Annotated in this window: 22 protein-coding genes; 9 read left to right on the top strand and 13 right to left on the bottom strand. The window is 66.7% G+C overall.

The window, feature by feature from the left end; translation table 11 throughout:
* Positions 1 to 16: 16 nt before the first annotated feature.
* The 3 genes from slmA to argB form a co-directional block, all read right to left on the bottom strand.
* A complete protein-coding gene (gene slmA, locus WG898_RS10390; RefSeq protein ID WP_339602714.1) occupies positions 17 to 661 on the bottom strand; it encodes a nucleoid occlusion factor SlmA in 645 nt (214 codons plus the stop codon).
* Between the two features lie 56 nt (positions 662 to 717).
* A complete protein-coding gene (locus WG898_RS10385) occupies positions 718 to 1,401 on the bottom strand; it encodes a response regulator (protein ID WP_339602713.1) in 684 nt (227 codons plus the stop codon).
* A gap of 122 nt (positions 1,402 to 1,523) precedes the next feature.
* A complete protein-coding gene (argB, locus tag WG898_RS10380) occupies positions 1,524 to 2,435 on the bottom strand; it encodes an acetylglutamate kinase (RefSeq protein ID WP_339602712.1) in 912 nt (303 codons plus the stop codon).
* A 104-nt stretch (positions 2,436 to 2,539) separates the two neighbouring features.
* On the opposite strand from argB, the gene WG898_RS10375 reads away from it, so the two are divergent.
* The 4 genes from WG898_RS10375 to WG898_RS10360 are packed head-to-tail and all read left to right on the top strand — an operon-like array spanning position 2,540 to position 4,639.
* Positions 2,540 to 3,430, top strand: a complete 891-nt coding sequence (locus WG898_RS10375; protein WP_339602711.1) for a cation diffusion facilitator family transporter — start codon at positions 2,540 to 2,542, stop codon at positions 3,428 to 3,430.
* Positions 3,427 to 3,870, top strand: a complete 444-nt coding sequence (gene dtd / locus WG898_RS10370) for a D-aminoacyl-tRNA deacylase (RefSeq protein WP_339602710.1) — start codon at positions 3,427 to 3,429, stop codon at positions 3,868 to 3,870. Before WG898_RS10375 ends, dtd begins: the two co-directional genes overlap by 4 nt.
* Before the next feature lie 13 nt (positions 3,871 to 3,883).
* Positions 3,884 to 4,273, top strand: coding sequence for a VOC family protein (locus WG898_RS10365; protein WP_339602709.1), 390 nt, complete (start codon positions 3,884 to 3,886; stop codon positions 4,271 to 4,273).
* Positions 4,274 to 4,279: 6 nt separating this feature from the next.
* Complete coding sequence (locus tag WG898_RS10360; RefSeq protein ID WP_339602708.1) at positions 4,280 to 4,639, top strand: cupin domain-containing protein; 360 nt, start codon at positions 4,280 to 4,282, stop codon at positions 4,637 to 4,639.
* A gap of 159 nt (positions 4,640 to 4,798) precedes the next feature.
* Here the strand turns inward: WG898_RS10360 and WG898_RS10355 are convergent, their stop codons facing one another.
* On the bottom strand, positions 4,799 to 5,767 hold the full coding sequence (locus WG898_RS10355) for a tripartite tricarboxylate transporter substrate-binding protein (RefSeq protein WP_339602707.1): 969 nt from the start codon (positions 5,765 to 5,767) through the stop codon (positions 4,799 to 4,801).
* A 171-nt stretch (positions 5,768 to 5,938) separates the two neighbouring features.
* Here WG898_RS10355 and WG898_RS10350 point away from each other — a divergent pair, with 171 nt between their 5' ends.
* Positions 5,939 to 7,522, top strand: coding sequence for a methyl-accepting chemotaxis protein (locus WG898_RS10350; protein ID WP_339602706.1), 1,584 nt, complete (start codon positions 5,939 to 5,941; stop codon positions 7,520 to 7,522).
* Between the two features lie 6 nt (positions 7,523 to 7,528).
* Here WG898_RS10350 and WG898_RS10345 read toward each other — a convergent pair whose 3' ends face one another.
* From WG898_RS10345 to WG898_RS10310, 8 genes are all read right to left on the bottom strand, one after another.
* Entirely contained in the window at positions 7,529 to 8,803 is a 1,275-nt protein-coding gene (locus WG898_RS10345; protein ID WP_339602705.1) for a phenylacetate--CoA ligase family protein, read from the bottom strand.
* Positions 8,800 to 9,093: a hypothetical protein gene (locus tag WG898_RS10340; RefSeq protein ID WP_339602704.1), complete on the bottom strand. Its 294-nt coding sequence runs from the start codon at positions 9,091 to 9,093 to the stop codon at positions 8,800 to 8,802. Before WG898_RS10340 ends, WG898_RS10345 begins: the two co-directional genes overlap by 4 nt.
* Before the next feature lie 15 nt (positions 9,094 to 9,108).
* Positions 9,109 to 9,915 carry an ABC transporter ATP-binding protein gene (locus WG898_RS10335; RefSeq protein ID WP_339602703.1) on the bottom strand — a complete coding sequence of 269 codons (807 nt, stop codon included), beginning with the start codon at positions 9,913 to 9,915 and terminating at the stop codon, positions 9,109 to 9,111.
* A gap of 109 nt (positions 9,916 to 10,024) precedes the next feature.
* Complete coding sequence (locus WG898_RS10330; RefSeq protein WP_339602702.1) at positions 10,025 to 11,353, bottom strand: ABC transporter substrate-binding protein; 1,329 nt, start codon at positions 11,351 to 11,353, stop codon at positions 10,025 to 10,027.
* 40 nt (positions 11,354 to 11,393) lie between these two features.
* Entirely contained in the window at positions 11,394 to 12,458 is a 1,065-nt protein-coding gene (locus WG898_RS10325) for a branched-chain amino acid ABC transporter permease (RefSeq protein WP_339602701.1), read from the bottom strand.
* Positions 12,459 to 12,472: 14 nt separating this feature from the next.
* Positions 12,473 to 13,402, bottom strand: a complete 930-nt coding sequence (locus WG898_RS10320; RefSeq protein ID WP_339602700.1) for a branched-chain amino acid ABC transporter permease — start codon at positions 13,400 to 13,402, stop codon at positions 12,473 to 12,475.
* Positions 13,403 to 13,414: 12 nt separating this feature from the next.
* A complete protein-coding gene (locus WG898_RS10315) occupies positions 13,415 to 14,200 on the bottom strand; it encodes an ABC transporter ATP-binding protein (protein ID WP_339602699.1) in 786 nt (261 codons plus the stop codon).
* Positions 14,197 to 16,146, bottom strand: coding sequence for an AMP-dependent synthetase/ligase (locus tag WG898_RS10310; protein WP_339602698.1), 1,950 nt, complete (start codon positions 16,144 to 16,146; stop codon positions 14,197 to 14,199). Before WG898_RS10310 ends, WG898_RS10315 begins: the two co-directional genes overlap by 4 nt.
* 193 nt (positions 16,147 to 16,339) lie before the next feature.
* Here WG898_RS10310 and WG898_RS10305 point away from each other — a divergent pair, with 193 nt between their 5' ends.
* The 4 genes from WG898_RS10305 (at position 16,340) to WG898_RS10290 (ending at position 19,280) form a co-directional block, all read left to right on the top strand.
* Positions 16,340 to 17,056 carry a Crp/Fnr family transcriptional regulator gene (locus tag WG898_RS10305; RefSeq protein WP_339602697.1) on the top strand — a complete coding sequence of 239 codons (717 nt, stop codon included), beginning with the start codon at positions 16,340 to 16,342 and terminating at the stop codon, positions 17,054 to 17,056.
* Positions 17,057 to 17,121: 65 nt separating this feature from the next.
* Positions 17,122 to 17,370 (top strand): hypothetical protein, encoded by a 249-nt coding sequence (locus tag WG898_RS10300; RefSeq protein WP_339602696.1) that lies wholly within the window; start codon positions 17,122 to 17,124, stop codon positions 17,368 to 17,370.
* Between the two features lie 243 nt (positions 17,371 to 17,613).
* Positions 17,614 to 18,957 (top strand): hypothetical protein, encoded by a 1,344-nt coding sequence (locus WG898_RS10295; RefSeq protein WP_339602695.1) that lies wholly within the window; start codon positions 17,614 to 17,616, stop codon positions 18,955 to 18,957.
* 188 nt (positions 18,958 to 19,145) lie between these two features.
* On the top strand, positions 19,146 to 19,280 hold the full coding sequence (locus WG898_RS10290; protein WP_339602694.1) for a hypothetical protein: 135 nt from the start codon (positions 19,146 to 19,148) through the stop codon (positions 19,278 to 19,280).
* Positions 19,281 to 19,419: 139 nt separating this feature from the next.
* Here the strand turns inward: WG898_RS10290 and WG898_RS10285 are convergent, their stop codons facing one another.
* Positions 19,420 to 19,998 carry a GNAT family N-acetyltransferase gene (locus WG898_RS10285; protein WP_339602693.1) on the bottom strand — a complete coding sequence of 193 codons (579 nt, stop codon included), beginning with the start codon at positions 19,996 to 19,998 and terminating at the stop codon, positions 19,420 to 19,422.
* Between the last annotated feature and the right edge of the window lie 110 nt (positions 19,999 to 20,108).

Genomic DNA, 20,108 nt, shown 5'->3' with positions numbered 1-20,108 from the left:
AGTGTAAAGACTCCGCTCAGCGCAGCATGCGCAGCGCGGCTTCCAGCTGTTCGGTGGGTGCGCGCTTGAAGCCCGAGCGCGCATAGCGCTGCAGGCGGCCGATCACGAAGCTCACCAGCACCGAGGCCTGGGCGTTCGCGTCCACCGTGGGCGTGGCCGAGCCGTTCGCCTCGGCCGCATTGCGCAGGCATTGGCGCAGCGAGGATTCGATGCGGTCGAAGAACTGGTTCATGCGCGCCACCAAGCGCTCGTTCTCGGTCACCAGCGCGTCGCCCACCATCACCCGCGTCATGCCGGGATTGCGCTCGCCGAACTGCAAGAGCACCGAGACGATCTTCTGCGCCTGCGCAAGACCTGACCCCTCGCGCTCGGTGATCTGGTTCACCAGGCTGAAGATGCTGGTCTCGATGAATTCGATCAGGCCCTCGAACATCTGCGCCTTGCTGGCGAAATGCCGGTACAGCGCCGCCTCGCTCACCTCCAGCTTGGCCGCCAGCGCCGCGGTGGTGACGCGCTCGGCGCCGGGCTGCTCCAGCATGCCGGCCAGCACCTGCAGAATCTGCACGCGGCGCTCGCCCGGGCGCGGGCGCTTGCGCGGCGCGCTGCCGGAGGCAGCAGGCGCGGATTCGGCGTCGCTCAGGTCGTCGGGGGTGGCGTGCATCGGTGCGCTGGCGCGGGTTGAGTGCGCCGATTCTGGCATAGCGCCCGAGCTCGCCTTCAATCCCTCAGCCAGCCCAGGCGGCGCGCCTCGTAGATCGCCTCGACCTTGGAGCGCACCTGCAGCTTGCGGTAGGTGCGCTTCACATAGGTCATGATGGTGTGCGGCGAGACGCTCATGAACTGCGCTATCTCGTCGAAGGTAAAACCCTTGGCGGCCAGGTGCAGCACGCGCGATTCCTGCTCGGACAGCGCCACCACGGTCTCATCGTCCAGCGGCAGGCTGCCGGTATCGGGCGCGGCGCCATGGCCGGCGTGGCTCGGCGCCAGCCGCATCAGCAGGCGGCGCGCGATCACCGGGCTGATCGGGCTGCCGCCAGCGCGCAGGGAGCGCAACTGGCCCGGCAGGTCCAGCGCCAGGCTGTCCTTGAGCAAATAGCCGGTGGCGCCGGCCTCGATGCTGGAGAGCACATGCTGCTCGTCGCCGAACACCGAGATCACCATCACCTCGCACTCGGGCATGGTGTGGGCGGCATGGCGTATCAGCTCGATGCCGCTGCCGCCGGGCAGGTCCAGGTCGACCAACAGCACATCGGGCCGCGTTTGGTCGAACAGCTTGCGCCCCTGCGGCAGGTCGGTGGCAATGCCCAGCAGGCGTATATCCGGCGCCTTCTCGAGCGCATGCGCGAAAGCCTCTCGGAACCTGAGCTGGTCTTCAACGATCAGAACACTGAACAATGACATGCGAGGGTCGCCACGTGATGGAACCCCATTCTGGCAGCCACCAGGGCGCCCGCAATCCCACGCTTGGAGGAACGTGGCCCCTGCCCCACTGGGGTTTGCCCCGGGGGCAGCTGCCTCCGGTCTCAGTGCGACCTAATCATGGTGCCGTAGGCTTGGTCCGACAGAATCTCCAGCAGCATCGCATGCGGCACGCGGCCGTCGATGATGTGCACCGCGTTCACGCCGCTCCTGGCCGCGTCCAGCGCCGAGGCGATCTTGGGCAGCATGCCGCCGGAAAGCGTGCCGTCGGCGAACAGGCCGTCGATCTCGCGCGCCGACAGGTCGGTGAGCAGGTTTCCGGCCTTGTCCAGCACGCCGGGGGTGTTGGTCAGGAGCACCAGCTTCTCGGCCCTCAGCACCTCGGCCAGCTTGCCGGCCACCACATCGGCATTGATGTTGTAGCTCTCGTTGTGCTCGCCAAAGCCGATCGGGCTGATCACCGGAATGAACTGGTCATCCTGCAGGGCCTTCACCACGCTGGGGTCGATGCTGACGATATCGCCCACCTGGCCCACATCGTGCTCCTTGGCGGGGTCGTCCTTGTCCACCATCTTGAGCTTCCTGGCTCGTATCATGCCGCCGTCGCGGCCGGTCAAGCCCACGGCCTTGCCGCCGGCCACATTGATTAGGCCCACGATGTCCTGCTGCACCTGGCCGGCCAGCACCCACTCGACCACTTCCATGGTCTCCTCGTCGGTGACGCGCATGCCCTGGATGAACTGGCCCTTCTTGCCCAGGCGGCTCAGCGCGCCCTCGATCTGCGGGCCGCCGCCATGCACCACCACCGGGTTCAGGCCCACCAGCTTGAGCAGCACCACGTCCTCGGCAAAGTCCTGCTGCAGCGCCGGGTCGGTCATCGCGTTGCCGCCGTATTTGATGACGATGGTCTTGCCATGGTATTTGCGGATATAGGGCAGGGCCTGCGAGAGGATCTCGGCCTTCTCGCGCGGGGCGATGTGGGAGACGTCCGTCTGGTGCTGTGCTTCTTGGTTCATGGTGCTGCGCTGGATCAAGAGGAGTTCGGGCTGCCGGAGATTGTAGGACCCGCCCCCTCCTGCATCGGCCCTTCCCGGCCACGGCCGCGGCGACAATGACAGCCATGCAAGTCAGCTCCTATCTGCGCATCTCGGTGGGCGTGGCCCTGGTGACCATCGCGCTCAAGACCGGCGCCTGGTGGTGGACCGATTCGGTCAGCCTCTTGTCCGACGCGATGGAATCACTGGTCAATCTGGCCGGTGCGATCTTCGCTCTCGCGATGGTGACGGTGGCGCAGCGCCCGCCCGACGAAGACCACCCCTTCGGCCATCACAAGGCCGAGTACTTCTCCAGTGGCTTCGAGGGCGTGCTGATCTTTGCCGCCGCCGCCGGCATCATCTGGGCCGCCGTGCACCGGCTGTTGGACCCGCAACCGGTGCAGGCACTCGGCTTGGGCATTGCCCTCTCCGTGCTGAGTTCGGCGCTCAACGGTGGCCTGGCCTGGGCGATGCTGCGCAAGGCGCGCGAGCACCGCTCGATGGCACTGGAGGCCGACGCGCGCCATCTCTTCACCGACGTCTGGACCTCGGCCGGCGTGGTCGCCGGCCTGCTGGGCGTGATGGCCACCGGCTGGCTCTGGCTGGACCCGCTGCTGGCCGTGATGGTGGCGCTCAACATCATGCGCGAGGGTGCGCTGCTGATCTGGAAATCGGCCGACGGCCTGATGGACCAGGCGCTGGACGCCGCGTCGCGCGCCGCCATCCAGCAGGTGCTGGATGACTTCGCCCACCAAACCATACGCTTCGACCATATCGCCACGCGCTGCGCCGGCCAGCGCCGCTTCGTCGATCTGCATATGCACATGCCCGCGGCCTGGAGCCTGGGGCGCGCCGCCGCGGTGCGCGCCTCGGTCGAGCAGGCGCTGATGAGCGCCGTGCCCGGCCTGCGTGCCACCATCCAGCTGCTGCCCATGGATGTGGAAGCGCACTTTGACGATCCGAAAGACTTGCTGTGATTGGACTGATTCAGCGCGTGAAGCACGCCAAGGTGGAGGTGGCCGGCCAGACCGTGGGCGAGATCGGCCCCGGCCTACTGCTGCTGGTCTGTGCCGAGCCGGGCGACGGCGAGGCGCAGGCCGAGAAGCTCATCGCCAAGCTGCTCAAGCTGCGCATCTTCAGCGACGCGGCCGGCAAGATGAACCTGAGCCTGCAGGATGTTGACGGCGGCCTCCTGATCGTGTCGCAGTTCACCCTGGCGGCCGACCTGTCCGGCGGCAACCGACCCAGCTTCAGTGGCGCGGCCGGACCCGAACTCGGGCGCAAGCTCTACGAGCATTGCCTGACTTTTGCCCGCGCCCGGCATGGCTTGGTACAAGGCGGAGAGTTCGGGGCAGACATGCAAGTAAGCCTCGTCAACGACGGACCTGTCACCATCCCGATGCGCATCAAGCAATAAGGAGAGCCGCACCATGATCAGCTACGCCACCCTTGGCAGCAACAACCGCCAGGCTGCCAAGACCTTTTACGACGCCGTGTTGCAACCCCTGGGCCTGAAAGCCAGCTATGCGGACGACGATTTTGTGGGTTATGGCCCCGACGCGCCCGATGCCAAGACCCAGCTGTGGATCTGCAAGCCCTACAACGGCCTGGACGCCACGGTGGGCAATGGCAGCATGCTGGCCCTGGAGGCCGCCAGCCGCGCCCAGGTGGACGCGGTACACGCCGCCGCCCTGGCCCAGGGTGGGCGCGATGAGGGCGCCCCCGGCCTGCGCGAGCAATACGCCCCCAACTTCTACGCCGCCTACTTTCGCGACCTGGACGGCAACAAGCTGGCGCTGGTGTGCCGTGCCGAGGGTTGAGACGCCATGCCCAAGATCGTGCTGATTGACGACACCGCCGCCCTCACCCCCAGCCTGGACCAGCCGCGCGAGGAGCGCCGCGTGGTCGGCGCGCCCTGGCGCAAGACCTGGCTGCTGCACGAGAGCGGCCCGGTGAGCGCGGGCGTGTGGGAATGCGAGCCGGGCCGCTGGCGCATCGCCTTCCCGGCCACCGAGCAGGAGTACTTCTTCGTACTCGAAGGCCATGCGCGCCTGCATGGACCCGCTGGCCAGGTGCAGGACGTGCGGGCCGGCCAGGGTGCGGTGATACCGCCAGGCTTCGAGGGTGAGTTCGAGGTCGTGACGCCGGTGCGCAAGCAGTTTGTGGTGGTGGAGTTGGCGGGCTGAGCCAGCATCAAACGCCTTGCAGGCCGCGCCCTCGCAGAGCTCTGAGCCCGCGCCTGAAGCAGCAGGCTGCTTCAGGGCTGGCGAAGGACCAGTCGCATGCAGGCGACTGGTCGGGCCCCTCCTAGGGCGAGTCAAGCCGCGCAGGCGGCTTGCCTGTCCCTAGTCGGCGTACTGCCCCGCCGCCTTGATGACCGGGCCCCATTTGTTGATCTCGGCCTCGACGAACTTTTTGTGATCGGCCGGGTTGTTGCGGGCGTCGTTGACGATCACCGCGCCCAGGGCTTCCTGGCGCTTGTGGAAATCGGCGTCCTTGAGGGCGATCTTCAAGGCGTTATTGAGCTTGTCCAGCACCGGTTTGGGCGTGCCCTTGGGCGCATAGACGCCATGCCAGATCGAGACGTTGAAGCCCTTCAGGCCCACCTCGTCCAGCGTCGGCAGCTTGGCCAATGCGGGCGCGCTGAGGCGCTTGCTGGTGGTGACCGCATAGGCCTTGACCTTGCCGCTTTCGATCTGGCTCGTGGTGTTGGTGGTCTGGTCGCACATCAGGTCCACCTGGCCGCCGATCAGGTCGGTCATGGCCGGGCCGGTGCCCTTGTAGGGCACGGTGGTCATGTCCACCTTGAGGGTGCTCTGGAACAGCAGCCCGCACAGATGCGAGGCCGAGCCCAGGCCGGCATTGGCGAGATTGATCTTGCCCTGGTTGGCCGCGATCCACTTGCTCAGCTCGGCGTAGCTGCTCGCCGCCATGCTCGGCCTGGCGATCAGGGTCATAGGCACTTCGTTGACCATGCCCAGGTATTCGAAATCTTCCAGGGTCTTGTACTGCATATTGCGGTACAGGGCCGGCGAGGTCGACATGCCGATATGGTGCAAGAGGATGGTGTAGCCATCCGGCGCCGCCTTGGCCACCTTGGTCGCCCCCAGGGTGCCGCCGGCGCCGCCCACGTTTTCAATCACCAGGGTGGCGGCCAGGGGCTTGCGCAGGGCCTCGGCCAGATCACGTGCCACCTTGTCGGTGGGGCCGCCGGCAGCGAAGGGCACGACGATGGTGATGGGCTTTTCCGGATAGTCGGCCCAGGCAGCGGTGGCGCCCAGGGCCATCAGGCAGGCGAGCAGCAGCTTGTTCATATTGCCTCGTCGAAGGATGGGGTGATGCCGCATGCTAGGCCCGCCCACCGGGACTGATGTTACGGAAACTACGTAAGCTCAACTTCCCGCCCGCCCTGCCGATAAGACCTTGGATAAGCGTCCGTCCGGATGCAATCCACAAAACATCGGCTGGGGTGATGAGACATGGGCATGCACAGGTTGAAGATGTCGGTAGGCCGCAGGCTGGGCTTGAGCTTTGGGGCCGTGCTGGCCCTGCTGCTGCTGCTGGCGCTGCTCGCGGCAACGCAGATGCGCTCGGTAGGCGCCAGGGTCGAACAGCTGGTGCAGATCAACAATGCCAAGAGTGCCCAGGCCAACAGCATGCTGCACGCCATCAACGAGATGGCCATCCAGGCCCGCTCGGTGACCCTGCTCACCGAGGTCAAGGAAATCGACGCCGAGGTCAAGGTGCTGAACGCCGCGCTCGAACGCTACAAGGGGCACGAGCAGAAGCTGGCGGAACTGATGGCCCGGCATGGCAGCGCCGATGAGCAGACCTTGATGAAGGCCGTGCTGGATGGCGCCCAGAAAACCATCCCCTTGCTGCTGCGTGCGGCCAAGGAAGGCGCGGATGGTTCCAACGTCGAGGCCACCATAACCCTGACCCAGGCCGTCAAGCCGGTGGAAAGCCAGTGGCGGCGCGGCGTGAGTGAAGTGATCGAGGCACAGGAACGCCTGAGCCAAGACGCCAGCCTGGAGGTTGCGGCGGCTGCCAGCCGGGCCATTTGGGTGCTCGGCGTGCTCAGCCTGGTCGCGCTCGCGCTGGGTGCCCTGCTGGCCTGGCGCATCACGCGCAGCATCAAGCGCCCGGTGGACCGCGCCATCGTGGTGGCCGAGCGCATCGCCCAGGGCGATCTGTCGTCCAGCTTCGTACCCGAATCGGACGACGAGTTGGGCCAGCTGCTGGCCGGCCTGGCCGCGATGCAGGACAAGCTGCGCGAGCTGGTGGGCGAGATCCGCCACAGCGCGGAATCGATCCAGACCGCCAGCCAGGAGGTGGCCAGTGGCAATCTGGATCTGTCGCAGCGCACCGAGCAGACCGCCAGCAGCCTGCAGACCTCGGCCTCGCAGATGGAGCAGCTGACCGGCACGGTGCGCCAGTCGGCCGACTCGGCCGCCCAGGCCAACCAGCTCGCGCATTCGGCCGCCCAGGTGGCCACGCGCGGCGGCCAGGTGGTGGGCGAGGTGGTCAGCACCATGGATGGCATCAGCCACAGCGCGCGCAAGATCGGCGACATCATCGGCGTGATCGACGGCATTGCCTTCCAGACCAATATCCTGGCGCTGAATGCCGCGGTGGAGGCGGCGCGCGCCGGCGAGCAGGGCCGCGGCTTCGCGGTGGTGGCCAGCGAGGTGCGCTCGCTGGCGCAGCGCTCGGCCGAGGCGGCCAAGGAGATCAAGACCCTGATCGGCCACAGCCTGGAGAACGTCGACGCCGGCGCACGCCTGGTGGGCGACGCCGGCAGCACCATGCAGGAGATTGTCAGCAGCGTGCAGCGCGTGGCCGACATCATCGGCGAGGTCACCGCCTCTTCCGGCGAACAGAGCCAGGGCCTGACGCGCGTGAACCAGGCGGTGGCCCAGCTGGACCAGATGACGCAGCAGAACGCCGCGCTGGTGGAAGAATCGGCCGCCGCGGCGGAATCGCTGAAGGATCAGTCGCTGCGCCTGGGCGGCCTGGTGCAGGCCTTCATCCTGACGCGCGAGGATCGCGAGCGTCAGGGTCGCGGCTGAGAGGCCTTACTCGTACTTGCGCGCATCCTCGATCACGCGCCCATCATTGGGCAGGCTGCCGGGCGCCACGAAGCGAAGCTCGGCGCGCAGCTTGGTGATGTCGCGCACCGCGCCGGCCACGCGCTCGGCCAGGCCCTCGGGCACCGCCTCGGGCGCACCGGCCAGCTCCAGCAGCAGGCTCATGCGGTCGCTGGCCATCTCGCCCTCCACCACCAGGCGGGCACGCCCCAGCTCGGGAAAGCGCTTGAGCAGCTCGCCCAGTTGCGAGGCATGCACAAACATGCCGCGCACCTTGGCGCTCTGGTCGGCCCGGCCCATCCAGCCCTTGATGCGTTGATTGCTGCGGCCGGTGGGGCAGCGGCCCGGCAGCACCGCCGAGAGGTCGCCGGTGCCGAAACGCACCAGCGGGTAGTCGGGGTTGAGGGTGGTGACCACCAGCTCGCCCACCTCGCCCTCGACCACCGGGTCGCCGGTGCCGGGGCGCACGATCTCGACGATCACGCCCTCGTCCAGCACCAGGCCCTCGCGCGCCGCGGTCTCGTAGGCGATCAGGCCGATGTCGGCGGTGGCATAGCATTGATAGCCCTGCACGCCGCGCTCGGCGAGCCAGTCGCGCAGCGAGGGTGGGAAGGCCTCGCCGCTCAGCAGCGCCTTGGCAAATGAAAGGCGCTGGCCCTGCTCCGCCGCCTTGTCGAGCAGGATCTTCAGAAAGCTGGGCGTGCCGATATAGCCCTGCGGGCGCAGCTCGGCCACCGCCTGCAGCTGCATCTCGGTATTGCCCACGCCGCCAGGAAACACCGTGCAGCCCAGCGCATGGGCGCCGGTTTCCATCATCGAGCCGGCCGGCGTGAGGTGGTAGCTGAAGCTGTTGTGCACCAGCTCGCCGGGGCGGAATCCGGCCGCATGGATGGCACGCGCCACCCGCCAATAGTCGGGGGCATGGCCCTCGGGCTCGTAAATCGTGCCGGGCGACTGGAACACCCGCTTGGCGCCGCCGGCACGCACGCAGCCGGCCCAGCCGATGGTCGAGTAGCCGCCGAAGGGATCGCTGGCGCGCCGGGCCTGTTGGCGCTCCAGCAGCTCATGCTTGCGCGTCACCGGCAGGCGCGCCAGGGCGGCGCGGCTGGCGATGCTGGCGGCGTCCACCCCCGCCAGCAACTCGGCGAATGCCGGCGCCTGCCGCTGCGCATGAGCGATCTGCCGCGGCAGCGCCGCCAGCAGCGCGGCCTCGCGCTCGGCCGGGTCGCGGGTTTCCAGGGCATCGTGGAAGGTGTGGCTCATGTCTCGTCCGTCCAGCGCGCCAGGCGCCGCTTGATCTCTTCTTGCAGGGCGCGCACGTCGGCGCTGTTGCGGCAGGCGCGCAGCTCCCATTCGGGCGCACGCGCCGGCTTCTTGGCCAGGCGCACATTCAGATGCTCGGCATCAGCCGCCAGCTCGATCACCGGCTGCCCCTGCAGGGTGAAGCTGTTGCCGCGCTCGGCCAGCGGGCGCTGGTCGCGCAGATGGCGCTTCAACTGCAAGAGGGCCTGCTCGGGATTGAAGGGGGGTGGGGCGAAGAATTCGTCCGACATGGCCGTGCACCTTCCTTAGGCCAACCAGCGTTTGCGGCGCTTGTAGCTCTTCACGTCCTTGAAACTCTTGCGGTCGCCGCCGCCCATGCCGAGATAGAACTCCTTGACGTCCTCGTTCTCGCGCAAGGCCTTGGCCTCGCCATCCATGACGACGCGGCCGTTCTCCAGGATGTAGCCGTAGTCGGCATAGCGCAGCGCCATATTGGTGTTCTGCTCGGCGAGCAGGAAGGTGGTGCCCTCCTTGGCGTTCAGGTCCTTGACGATCTCAAACACCTCCTCGACGATCTGCGGCGCCAGGCCCATCGAGGGCTCGTCCAGCAAGACCATCTTGGGGTTGGCCATCAGCGCGCGGCCGATCGCGCACATCTGCTGCTCGCCACCCGAGGTGTAGGCGGCCTGCGAGCTACGCCGCGTCTTCAGGCGCGGGAAGTAGTTGTAGACCTTCTCCAGCGTGGCCGCCACCGCGGCCTTGCCGTCGCCGCGCGTGTAGGCGCCGGTCATCAGATTCTCCTCGATGCTGAGGTGAGCAAAGCAATGCCGCCCCTCCATCACCTGGATCACGCCGCGGTTCACCATCTCGGCGGTGGAGAGCTTCTCGATGCGCTCGCCGCGCAGCTCGATGGAACCCTTGGTGACCTCGCCGCGCTCACCCGCCAGCAGATTGGAGACGGCGCGCAGCGTGGTGGTCTTGCCCGCGCCGTTGCCGCCCAGGAGGGCCACCACGCTGCCCTCCTGCACCTGCAGGGACACGCCCTTGAGCACCAGGATCACATGGTTGTAGATGACCTCGATGCCGTTGACGTTCAGAAGCACATTACTCATGACTTGCCTCGTTAGGACGCCCCGCCCTCTCGGAGGGCGGGGATGGGGGTGGGAGCCCCAGGGTCACCGGCGGCAGGCTCTGCCTGCCGCGCCGGGGACTGTCAGTCCGTCAGGACTGACAGTCAGCCGGCGTGCGGCGTTCGAGCTTCTTCTCGGCCGCGTACTTGTCGGCCGTGCTCTTCACCATCGGCTTGATGATCTGCTCGTCGGCCTGGTACCAGTCGGAGGCGAACTTCCAGGCCTTGCCGTCCCAGGTATGCACGCGCGCCCAGCTGGAGCCCATGTGGTCGACGCAGGAGGTCGAGACCGGGCGCATCACGCCGGCAAAGCCCAGCGCGTCGAGCTTCTTCTGGTCCAGCGCCAGGTTCTCCAGGCCCCAGCGGGTCTGCTCGCCGCTCATGACCTTGCCCTTGCCGAAGCGCTCCTGCGCACGCTTGACGCCCTCCACGCCCAGCATCGCCGACAACATGCCGCGCATATAGAGCACCTGACCCACCTCTTCCTTGGGGCCCGTGCCCTGGCCCTTGGCATGCAGCTCCTTCAGCACATCCTGCACCACCTTGGAGTTGGGCTCGGCGCCATGCTGGATGGTGACGGCGCTATAGCCCTTGGCGCCATCGCCGACGTCCTTGACATCGGGCTCGGCACCGGCCCACCACACGCCGAACATCTTCTCGCGCGGGTAGCCGGTGGCCTGGGCCTCCTTCAGCGCGGTGGAGTTCATCACGCCCCAGCCCCACAGAAACACATAGTCGGGGCGGCTCTGGCGCACCTGCAGCCAGGTGGCCTTCTGCTCGACGCCAGGCGAGGTCACCGGCAGCAGCTGCAGCTCGAAGCCATGCAGCTTGGCGCGCTCCTGCAGCAGCGGGATCGGTTCCTTGCCATAGGGGCTGTCGTGGTAGACCAGGGCGAACTTCTTTCCCTTGAGCTTGTCCCAGCCGCCCTCCTTCTTGACCACATGCTGCAGCAGCACGTCGGCGGCCACCCAGTAGGTGCCCAAGAGCGGGAAGTTCCACTTGAACACGCTGCCGTCGGCGCTCTCGCTGCGGCCATAGCCGGCGGTCACCAGCGGGATCTTGTCGACCGGGGCCTTCTCGGTGAGCGCAAAGGTGGCGCCGGTGGAGAGCGGCTGGAACAGCGTGGCGCCCTTGCCCTTGAGGCGCTCATAGCATTCCACCGAGCGGTCGGTCGCATAGCCGGTTTCGCATTCCTCGTAGGTGATCTTCACGCCGTTCATGCCGCCACGCGCATTCACCAGCTTGAGGTAGTCGACATAGCCATTCGCCCAGGGCGTGCCATTGGGGGCAAAGGCGCCGGTGCGGTAGACCAGCACCGGGAAGAACTGCTCGGCCGCCGCCTGCGCCTGCCCGGCCACGCCGGCCAGCCCGGCGGCCAGGGTAATCGCCAATGCAAAGGACTTGAGTCTCTTGTCGCTCATGCTTCGTCTCCAGTTGGATGCACTCGTGGTGCGGTTTTAATCAATGAGGGAAGGGCCACAGGCGCAGCTTTTCCTTGGCCGTGGACCACAGGCGCGCCAGCCCGTGCGGCTCCTTGATGAGGAAGAACACGATCAGGGCGCCGAACACCATCAGCTCCAGGTGCGAGGCGGTTTCGGTGCCGATCGGGATGCCCAGCCAATGCGGCACCTGATTCAGCAAGATCGGCAGGAAGATGATGAAGGCGGCGCCGAAGAAGCTGCCCATCACCGAACCCAGGCCGCCGATGATGACCATGAAGAGCAGCTGGAAGCTGCGGTCGATCGAGAACGCCGCCGGCTCCCAGGAGCCCAGGTGCACAAAGCCCCACAGCGCGCCCGCCACGCCGACGATGAAACTGCTCACGGCAAAGGCGGTGAGCTTGGCATACACAGGCCTAATACCTATCACCGCGGCGGCCACGTCCATGTCGCGCATCGCCATCCACTCGCGGCCGATCGACGAGCGCACCAGGTTCTTGGTCAGCAGCGCGAACACGCTCACCAGGGCCAGGCAGAACAAATACTTCTGCACCGGCGATTCGACCGCCAGACCAAAGACCTGCAGATTCGAGACCGAGACATTGCCCGAGGGCGAATCGTTGGTGAACCACTGGATGCGCAGAAACGCCCAGTCGCAGAAGAACTGCGCGGCCAGCGTGGCCACCGCCAGGTACAGGCCCTTGATGCGCAGCGACGGGATGCCGAACAGCACGCCCACCACGGTGGAACACAGCCCGCCCAGCAGCAGCGCGGCGATCAGCGGCATGCCCTCGATGCGCACCTGGAAGTTGTAGGCCGCATAGGCGCCCACCGCCATGAAGGCACCGGTGCCCAGCGAGATCTGGCCGCAATAACCCACCAGCACGTTCAGCCCCAGAGCCGCCAGCGACAGGATCAAAAAGGGGATCAGGATGGCGCGGAAGAAATACTCCGAGGCCAGCAGCGGCATGACCACATAGGCCAGCACCAGGATCATCCCGATGGCGATCTGGTCCTGCCGGATCGGAAAGATCTGGTTGTCGGCCCGGTAGGAGGTCTTGAACTGGCCGTTCTCACGGTAAAGCATGCTCTGTCACTCCCTCAGACGCGGTCAATGATCTTCTCGCCGAACAGCCCTTGCGGCCGTACCAGCAGGAACATCAGCGCCAACACATAGGCAAACCAGATCTCGATGCCACCGCCCAGCATGGGGCCCAGATAGACCTCGGAGACCTTTTCGCCCACCCCGATCAGGAGGCCGCCGATGATGGCGCCCGGCACCGAGGTGAGGCCGCCCAGTATCACCACCGGCAGCGCCTTCAGCGCCACCAGCGAGAGCGAGAACTGCACGCCCAGCTTGCTGCCCCAGATGATGCCGGCCACCAGGGCCACGAAGCCCGCCACGCTCCACACGATCACCCAGATGGTGGACAGCGGAATGCCGATCGACTGCGCGGCCTGGTGGTCATCGGCCACCGCGCGCAGCGCGCGGCCGGTGGCGGTCTTCTGGAAGAACAGCGCCAGCAGCGCCACCATGGCGGCGGCGATCAGCGCCGCATAGAGGTCTTCCTTGTTGACCAGCACGCCGCCCTGGAAGGCCTGCTCGAACAGGAAGATCGGGTCCTTGGGCATGCCCACGTCGATCTTGTAGATGTCCGAGCCGAACAGCATCTGGCCCGCGCCTTCAAGAAAGTAGGTGATGCCCAGCGTGGCCATCAAGAGCGTGATGCCCTCCTGGTTCACCAGCTTGGAGAGCGCCAGCCGCTCGATCAGCCAGGCCACCGCGATCATCACCGCGAAGGCCGCGGCAAAGCCCAGCACATTCGCGGCGATGGGGTTGCTGATGCCGGTCCACTGCGGAATCCATTCGGCAAAGCGCGCCATCGCCAGCGCGGCGAACAGCACCATCGCGCCCTGGGCGAAATTGAACACGCCCGAGGCCTTGTAGATCAGCACAAAGCCCAAGGCGATGAGCGAATACAGCATGCCCGTCATCAGGCCGCCGAAGATTGTTTCGATGACGAATCCCATCACTGCTCCATCTCAATGTGAAGTGCCGAGGTAGGCACGGATCACGTCTTCGTTCTGGCGCACCGCATCGGGTTCGCCGTCGCCGATCTTCTTGCCGTAGTCCAGCACCACCACGCGGTCGGAGATGTCCATCACCACGCCCATGTCGTGCTCGATCAGCACGATGGTGGTGCCGAACTCGTCGTTCACGTCGAGGATGAAGCGGCACATGTCCTGCTTCTCCTCCACATTCATGCCGGCCATCGGTTCGTCCAGCAGCAGCACCTTGGGCTCCATGGCCAGCGCACGGCCCAGGTCCACGCGCTTTTGCAGGCCGTAGGGCAGGCGGCCCACCGGGGTCTTGCGATAGGCCTGGATCTCGAGGAAATCGATGATGCGCTCGACCTTCTCGCGCTGCGCGATCTCCTCGCGCTCGGCCGGGCCCCAGCGCAGGGCCTGCAGCAGCAGATTGCTCTTCATGTGCAGGTTGCGGCCGGTCATGATGTTGTCCAGCACGCTCATGCCCTTGAACAGCGCCAGGTTCTGGAAGGTGCGCGCCACCCCCATCTCGGCCACCTGGCGCGAATTCATGTGCTTGAAGGTCTGGCCCTTGAAGCTGATCTGCCCCTGCTGCGGCTGGTAGACGCCGTTGATGCAGTTGAGCATCGAGCTCTTGCCCGCGCCGTTGGGGCCGATGATGGAGCGGATCTCATGCTCGCGCACATCGAAGCTGATGTCGGTGAGCGCCTTCACGCCGCCGAAGCTCAGCGAGATGTTCTTGACCTCGAGGATGACCTCGCCAATCTTCTTGGCCATCAAGCAGCCCTCCTGACAGCCGGGAATGTTTTGGTGTCCATGATCCGCAAATCGGCCGAGACCGAGCCCGTGCGACCGTCCTCGAACTTCACCGCCGTCTCGATGAACTGCGAGCTCTTGCCGCCGTAGAGCGCATCAATCAGCACCGCGTACTTCTCGGCAATCGCGCCGCGCCTGACCTTGCGGGTGCGCGTCAGCTCGCCGTCGTCGGCGTCCAGCTCCTTGTGCAGTATCAGGAAGCGCGTGATCTGGCTGCCGGCCAGCAGCTCGTCCTGCGCCAGGTCGGCATTGACCTTCTCCACGCATTCGCGGATCAGCTCGTAGACCTCGGGCTTTTGCGCCAGATCGGTGTAGCCGGCATAGGGCAGGTTGCGGCGCTCGGCCCAGTTGCCCACCGCCTCGAAGTCGATGTTGATGAAGGCGCAGACGCGCTCGCGCCGGTCGCCCAGCGCCACCGCCTCCTTGATGTGGGCAAAGAACTTGAGCTTGTTCTCCACATACTTGGGCGCGAACATGGCGCCATCAAAGGGGCCGCCCAGCAGGCGGCCCACGTCCTTGGCGCGGTCGATGATCTTGAGGTGGCCGCTGGCGTCGATGAAGCCGGCATCGCCGGTGTGGTACCAGCCCTCGGGCGTGAGCACCTCGTTGGTGGCGGCCTCGTTCTTGTAATAACCTTTCAAAAGGCCGGGCGACTTCACCAGGATCTCGCCGCTCTGGTCCAGCTTGATCTCGACGCCGTCGATCGGCACGCCCACGGTATCGGCACGCGCCTCGTTGTCGGGCTGCAGGCACACGAACACGGCCGTCTCGGTGGAGCCGTAGAGCTGCTTGAGGTTGATGCCGATGGCGCGGTAGAAGCTGAACAGGTCGGGGCCGATCGCCTCGCCCGCGGTATAGGCCACCCGCACGCGCGAAAAGCCCAGGGTGTTGCGCAGCGGCCCGTAGATGAACAGATTGCCCAGCGCGTACTTCAGCTTGTCGAGCGCGGCCACCGGCTTGCCGTCCATCAGCGCCGGGCCGACGCGCTGCGCCAGCGCCATGCAGCGCGCAAACAGCCAGCGCTTGAAGGTGCCGGCATCCTCCATGCGGATCATCACGCTGGTGAGCAGGCCCTCGAACACGCGCGGCGGCGCGAAGTAGTAGGTGGGCCCGATCTCCTTGAGGTCGATGGAGACGGTGCTGGCCGACTCGGGGCAGTTCACCACGTAGCCACAGGCCAGCCACTGGGCATAACTGAAGATGTTCTGGCCAATCCAGGCGGGCGGCAGATAGGCCAGCACCTCCTCGTGGCTGCCCAGCTTGTCGAAGCGCGCGCCGGCCTGCGCGCGGTCGATCAAGGTGGCATGGCTGTGCACCACGCCCTTGGGGTTGCCGGTGGTTCCCGAGGTGAAGAACATCGCCGCCACATCATCGGGCTTGACGGCCTCGGCCCACTCGCCAAACAGCTGCGGCTGCGTCTTCGCGGCGGCCGCGCCGGCGGCGATCAGGCTGTCCAGCGGCGCCACGCCGGGCTCGTCGTAATTGCGCAGGCCGCGCGGGTCGTCGTACCAGATATGGGCCAGCTGCGGGCATTGGCCGCGGATCTCGATCAGCTTGTCGACCTGCTCCTGGTCCTCCACGATCGCGAAGGCCACCTCGGCGTTGTTGATGGGGAACACGAACTCGGCACCCACCGCGTCCTGGTAGAGCGGCACCGGAATCGCGCCCAGCACCTGGGCCGCCAGCATGCTGGCCGCCAGGCGCGGACGGTTCTCGCCCACCACGATGAGATGCTGGCCGCGCTGCACGCCGGCCTGGTGCAGGCCATGGGCCAGCGCGCACACCAGCTCGGCCAGCTGCGCCCAGCTGAGCGCCTGCCAGATGCCGTATTCCTTCTCGCGCAGCGCGGCGTCGTTCGGACGCTGCGCCGCATGGTCAAGCAAGAGCCTGGGAAAAGTCGTGCTGGTCACCTTGTGTCTCCTCGGTGCACGGCGCCCCACCAGCGGGCAGGTAAGGCGGTGCATGCCTTGTTGCGGTGCAATCCTAGGCTTTTACTTTGACGCCGTGTTGTCGTTGCGACGACATTTGATCAAAATCACAGGGGGAGTTTTCCCTGAGACCGCATGTCAGCGTCACGTCATGCTGAACGGCGATGAACGGGGTATGAACAAGACGCAACACCTGACCCTGCGCCAGCGCGCGCGCGCACCCAGTGCCGCCGAGCTGGCGGCCATTCCCTGGCTGGCGGTGCTGGCGCCCGAGCAGCGCGAGGCCGCGGTCGCCCAGCTGCAGGTGGCCGACGCCGAGGTGGGCGAGCGCATCTGCCGCATCGGCAAGCCCGCCAACTTCTGGTTCGGCGTGATCGACGGCCTCCTGAAGATGAGCAACGACGATGCCGCCGCCCAGTCCATCACCTTCACCGGCGTGCCGCCGGGCGGCTGGTTCGGCGAGGGCACCCTGCTCAAGCGCGAGGTCTACCGCTACAACATCCAGCCGCTGCGCCGCAGCGTGGTGGCGGGCCTGCCGATCGAGACCTTCCACGACCTGCTGGAGCACAGCATAGGCTTCAACCGCTTCGTGCTGAACCAGCTCAACGAGCGCCTCGGCCAGTTCATCGCCGCGCGCGAGATCGACCGCATCTCCGACCCCGACCTGCGCGTGGCACGCAATCTCGCCGCCCTCTTCCACCCCCAGCTCTACCCCGGCGTGGGCGGCATCCTGCGCATCACCCAGCAGGAACTGGCCAAATTGGTCGGCCTGTCGCGCCAGCGTGTCAACGAGGCCTTGAGCCATCTGCAGGAACGCGGGCTGATCAGCGTGGAATATGGCGGAGTGCGGGTGCTGGAGCTGAACGGCTTGAGGCGCTATCCGCAGCCCTAGAGTTTCCCCAGCAGAGGAAGCTGCCGGGGCAGGACTATGCTGTCCCATCCCAATGGAGATATCACATGCACAGCAACACGCTCCAAGCCGCATTCCTGAATTCGCTCATGAGTGCCGGAGCGAACCTTGAACTTTCGTACAACGACCTGGCCCCTCATGCCAGCGACAGGATGGCTGCGGCCTTGGCGCTTGCGAAGCATGCCAAGGAAACCCAACGGCACGTCAAGTTCATTGCGATCAGTGCCGGCACAGTGGGAATCAAGACCTTGGCCGAGGCAGGTAGCGGCTTCATCACCTTCTCCCTCGTGAACTGAAGCGCGCGCTGGCAGCGTCACAGCGCCCCCCAGCCTCAAGACGCTTGACCGGCCCACCGACATGGCGCCGCTGCCGCGCTATCTGCGCCTGCAGTTCGACCAGCCGCTGGCGCTGCAGGCCAGCGAGCCGCTGCGTCAGCTTCCGCCCGGCGCCGAGCGCTGAGCGCGCCCCAAAAGGGCTGTGACAGAATCGCGCGCCATTCGCCCAGCTGCACTGGGCAGCAAGTGAACGAGGAGGCACTGATGATTCGAAGCAAGGGCGCGCTGGCGCCCGTGACGGCACTGGCGGCACTGCTGGCCGCGACGGGTTTGGTGGGCTGCGGCGGTGGGGGCGGCGCCGGCTCGACGCCAGTGGCGCCGAGCACCGGCGGGCCAAGTTCGACCAGCCATGCAGGCAGCGTGACCGTGCTGCCCCCCAAGGCCCGCAATCTGCAGGTCTGGGTCGCCTACCAGGATGGCGATGGGCCCTGGAAGCTGGCGCAGCCATCGGGCGGGAACTACAGCTTCCAGGTCGACAACGCCGAGGGGCGCTATGCGGTGCTGGTGGTAGCCGAGCAGCCCAACGAAGCCGCGACCGTCAACGCGCTCCACCTCACCCGCGAGGAAGCGGCGGTGGTCGACCTCTCGGCGTCCGAGTCCTCGCGCGATGCGAATCACACCATCCGTGCCAGTGTGTTGAATGCCGGCAGCAGCGCGCGCTGCCATGTCCGGGTACAGGCTTATACGGCCAATGAGGCGTGCAACAGCTGGCAGGCGGACCGCCATGCCTTCATGGTCGGCGACGCGGCCTTCGATGCCTCGCTGAGCCGTTTTGACAGCAGCAATGTGGCGGATCTGTTCGTCTACCTGCGCGATCTGAAGACCAGCACCGATCTGCCGATCAGCTTCGACCTTGCCCGTGGCACAGCGCTCACGGCGACGCAGCGCATCGGCCTGGCCGCGGACGCCGCGCGTGCGGGCGAATCGCTGTCGTACTCGGTCACCTGGCGTTCGGCGCAGGGCTCGATTGCCCTGAACCGCTCGACGAGCTCGGGCGCCTACCCGACGCTGCCGGCCGGCACCGCGCTTCCCAATGGCTATTACTCAACGGCCGTGACCGCCAGCCTGGCGCAGGGCGATGGCAGAGCGTTCCGGCAGGCCGGCTACCGCTCGCTCGATGGCGCGGGGCAAACGGTGCAATTGCCGCCCAATGTCAATCCCGTCGCCGTCGGGCTGGTGCCCAACAGCGCCTATCCGCGTCCGCTCGTCAAGTGGTCGCCGCTGGCAGGCAGCCTGATCAGCACGCTGCGCGTCGACACCTTTGACAACCCGGACCCGAGCGGGCAGGACCCGTTCTGGTACTTCAGGTTCTCGGCCGGCTGGACCAAGGGCGCCAAGACGCTTGAATACAGCTTCCCGGACCTGGCCGGTCTGGGCTGGAACCCGCGCTGGTACTTCAAATACGGTGCCCAGGTGACCGTGAGCTACGGCGAAGACAGCGATACCGCGCCCGAGCCCAACTGGTATGCCGGCGCCACCCGCAGCAAGCCAGCCGGCAGCAGTTACTGGTCGTCCTGGGTCGAGACGCCGCTGACCTTGCCGCGCTAAGCGGCCCTGCTGCGCCACAGCGCCAGGCTGCCGCTGATGAATGTCTTGGTCTGGGACTATCGCGACATGGGCCTGTCGGAGGGCAGCGGCGGCGTCGCAGGCATGCAGGAGGACGCCCTGCCGCTGGTGGGCAAGCAGGACCAGACCAGACCGCCTCGCCCCGCTTCAGCCACGGCCTGGCCCAGGCCATGCGCCACCGCGACAGCTGCCTGCGCCTGGTGGAGGGGCCCGAGGTCGGCCATGGCGGCGCGCTGCGCAGGCCCGAAGGTCTGGAGGCGGCGCGCGCCCTGCTGGAGCTGGGTGCAAGACGGCAGGGCTGCTGAGTGGGTGCGGGCAGGTGCCCAATCCTTTCGCAGGCGTCGGACAGCACGCAGGTGCTGAGCCCGGACTTGGGCAGCGTGCTGCCCATGCCTGGCGAAGGCTGCTGCGCTTGCAAGCGCAGCAGCCTTGCCTCGATCCTGCTCAAGCACCAAACGGCGTCGGTTCGGGTTTTTGGCGGGGGCTGCTGGCGTATTGCGCCGCGGTCAGCTCATAGAGCAGGCTGGGGGCCTGACCGGGCACGTCGGCCAGCGAGCCCTTGAGGCGCATGCCGATGCGCTCCAGGGTCTTGCGCGAGGGCGTGTTGGCCGGGCGCACCACCGCCAGCACGGCGGGGGCCTGCAAATGAGTGAAGGCCAGGCCCAGGGCGGTGAGCGCCATCTCCGAGGCATAGCCCTGGCCCCAGGCCTGGGGGCGGAAGCGGAAGTAGAGGTTCAGCCCCTCCTGGCCATCGATGGGCTTGGCCATGATGCCGCCGAAGCCCAGCACCTCGCCGGGCAGTTCGCGCAGGGCAATCACCCAGTAGCCAAAGCCGCGCTGCTGCCAATGGGCCTGCCACTGCTGCAACAGCTCCTGCGCTTCCTCCCGTTCATGCAGGGGCCCGTGCGGGCTGTGATGGTTGGTGACCGGGTCGGCATGCACCTCGAACAGCGTGTCCAGGTCGGCATCGGCGGGTGCGCGCAGCAGCAGGCGCTCGGTTTCCAGCAGCAGCGGTGCTGCCATGGGATGCGCATTCGCAACAGGACCTGTTTGCCAACTCATGCCTTGCCAAAGCCTTTGGGTTCGGGGTTTTCCCTGATTATGACGGCAGCCCGAGCCGGGTCAGCCCCCCT

Origin of the sequence: Paucibacter soli (assembly GCF_037482845.1) — a bacterium.
Classification (GTDB): domain Bacteria; phylum Pseudomonadota; class Gammaproteobacteria; order Burkholderiales; family Burkholderiaceae_C; genus Paucibacter_B; species Paucibacter_B soli.
The sequence above is the reverse complement of the archived record's forward strand: the minus strand, read 5'-3'. Positions and strand labels throughout refer to the sequence as shown.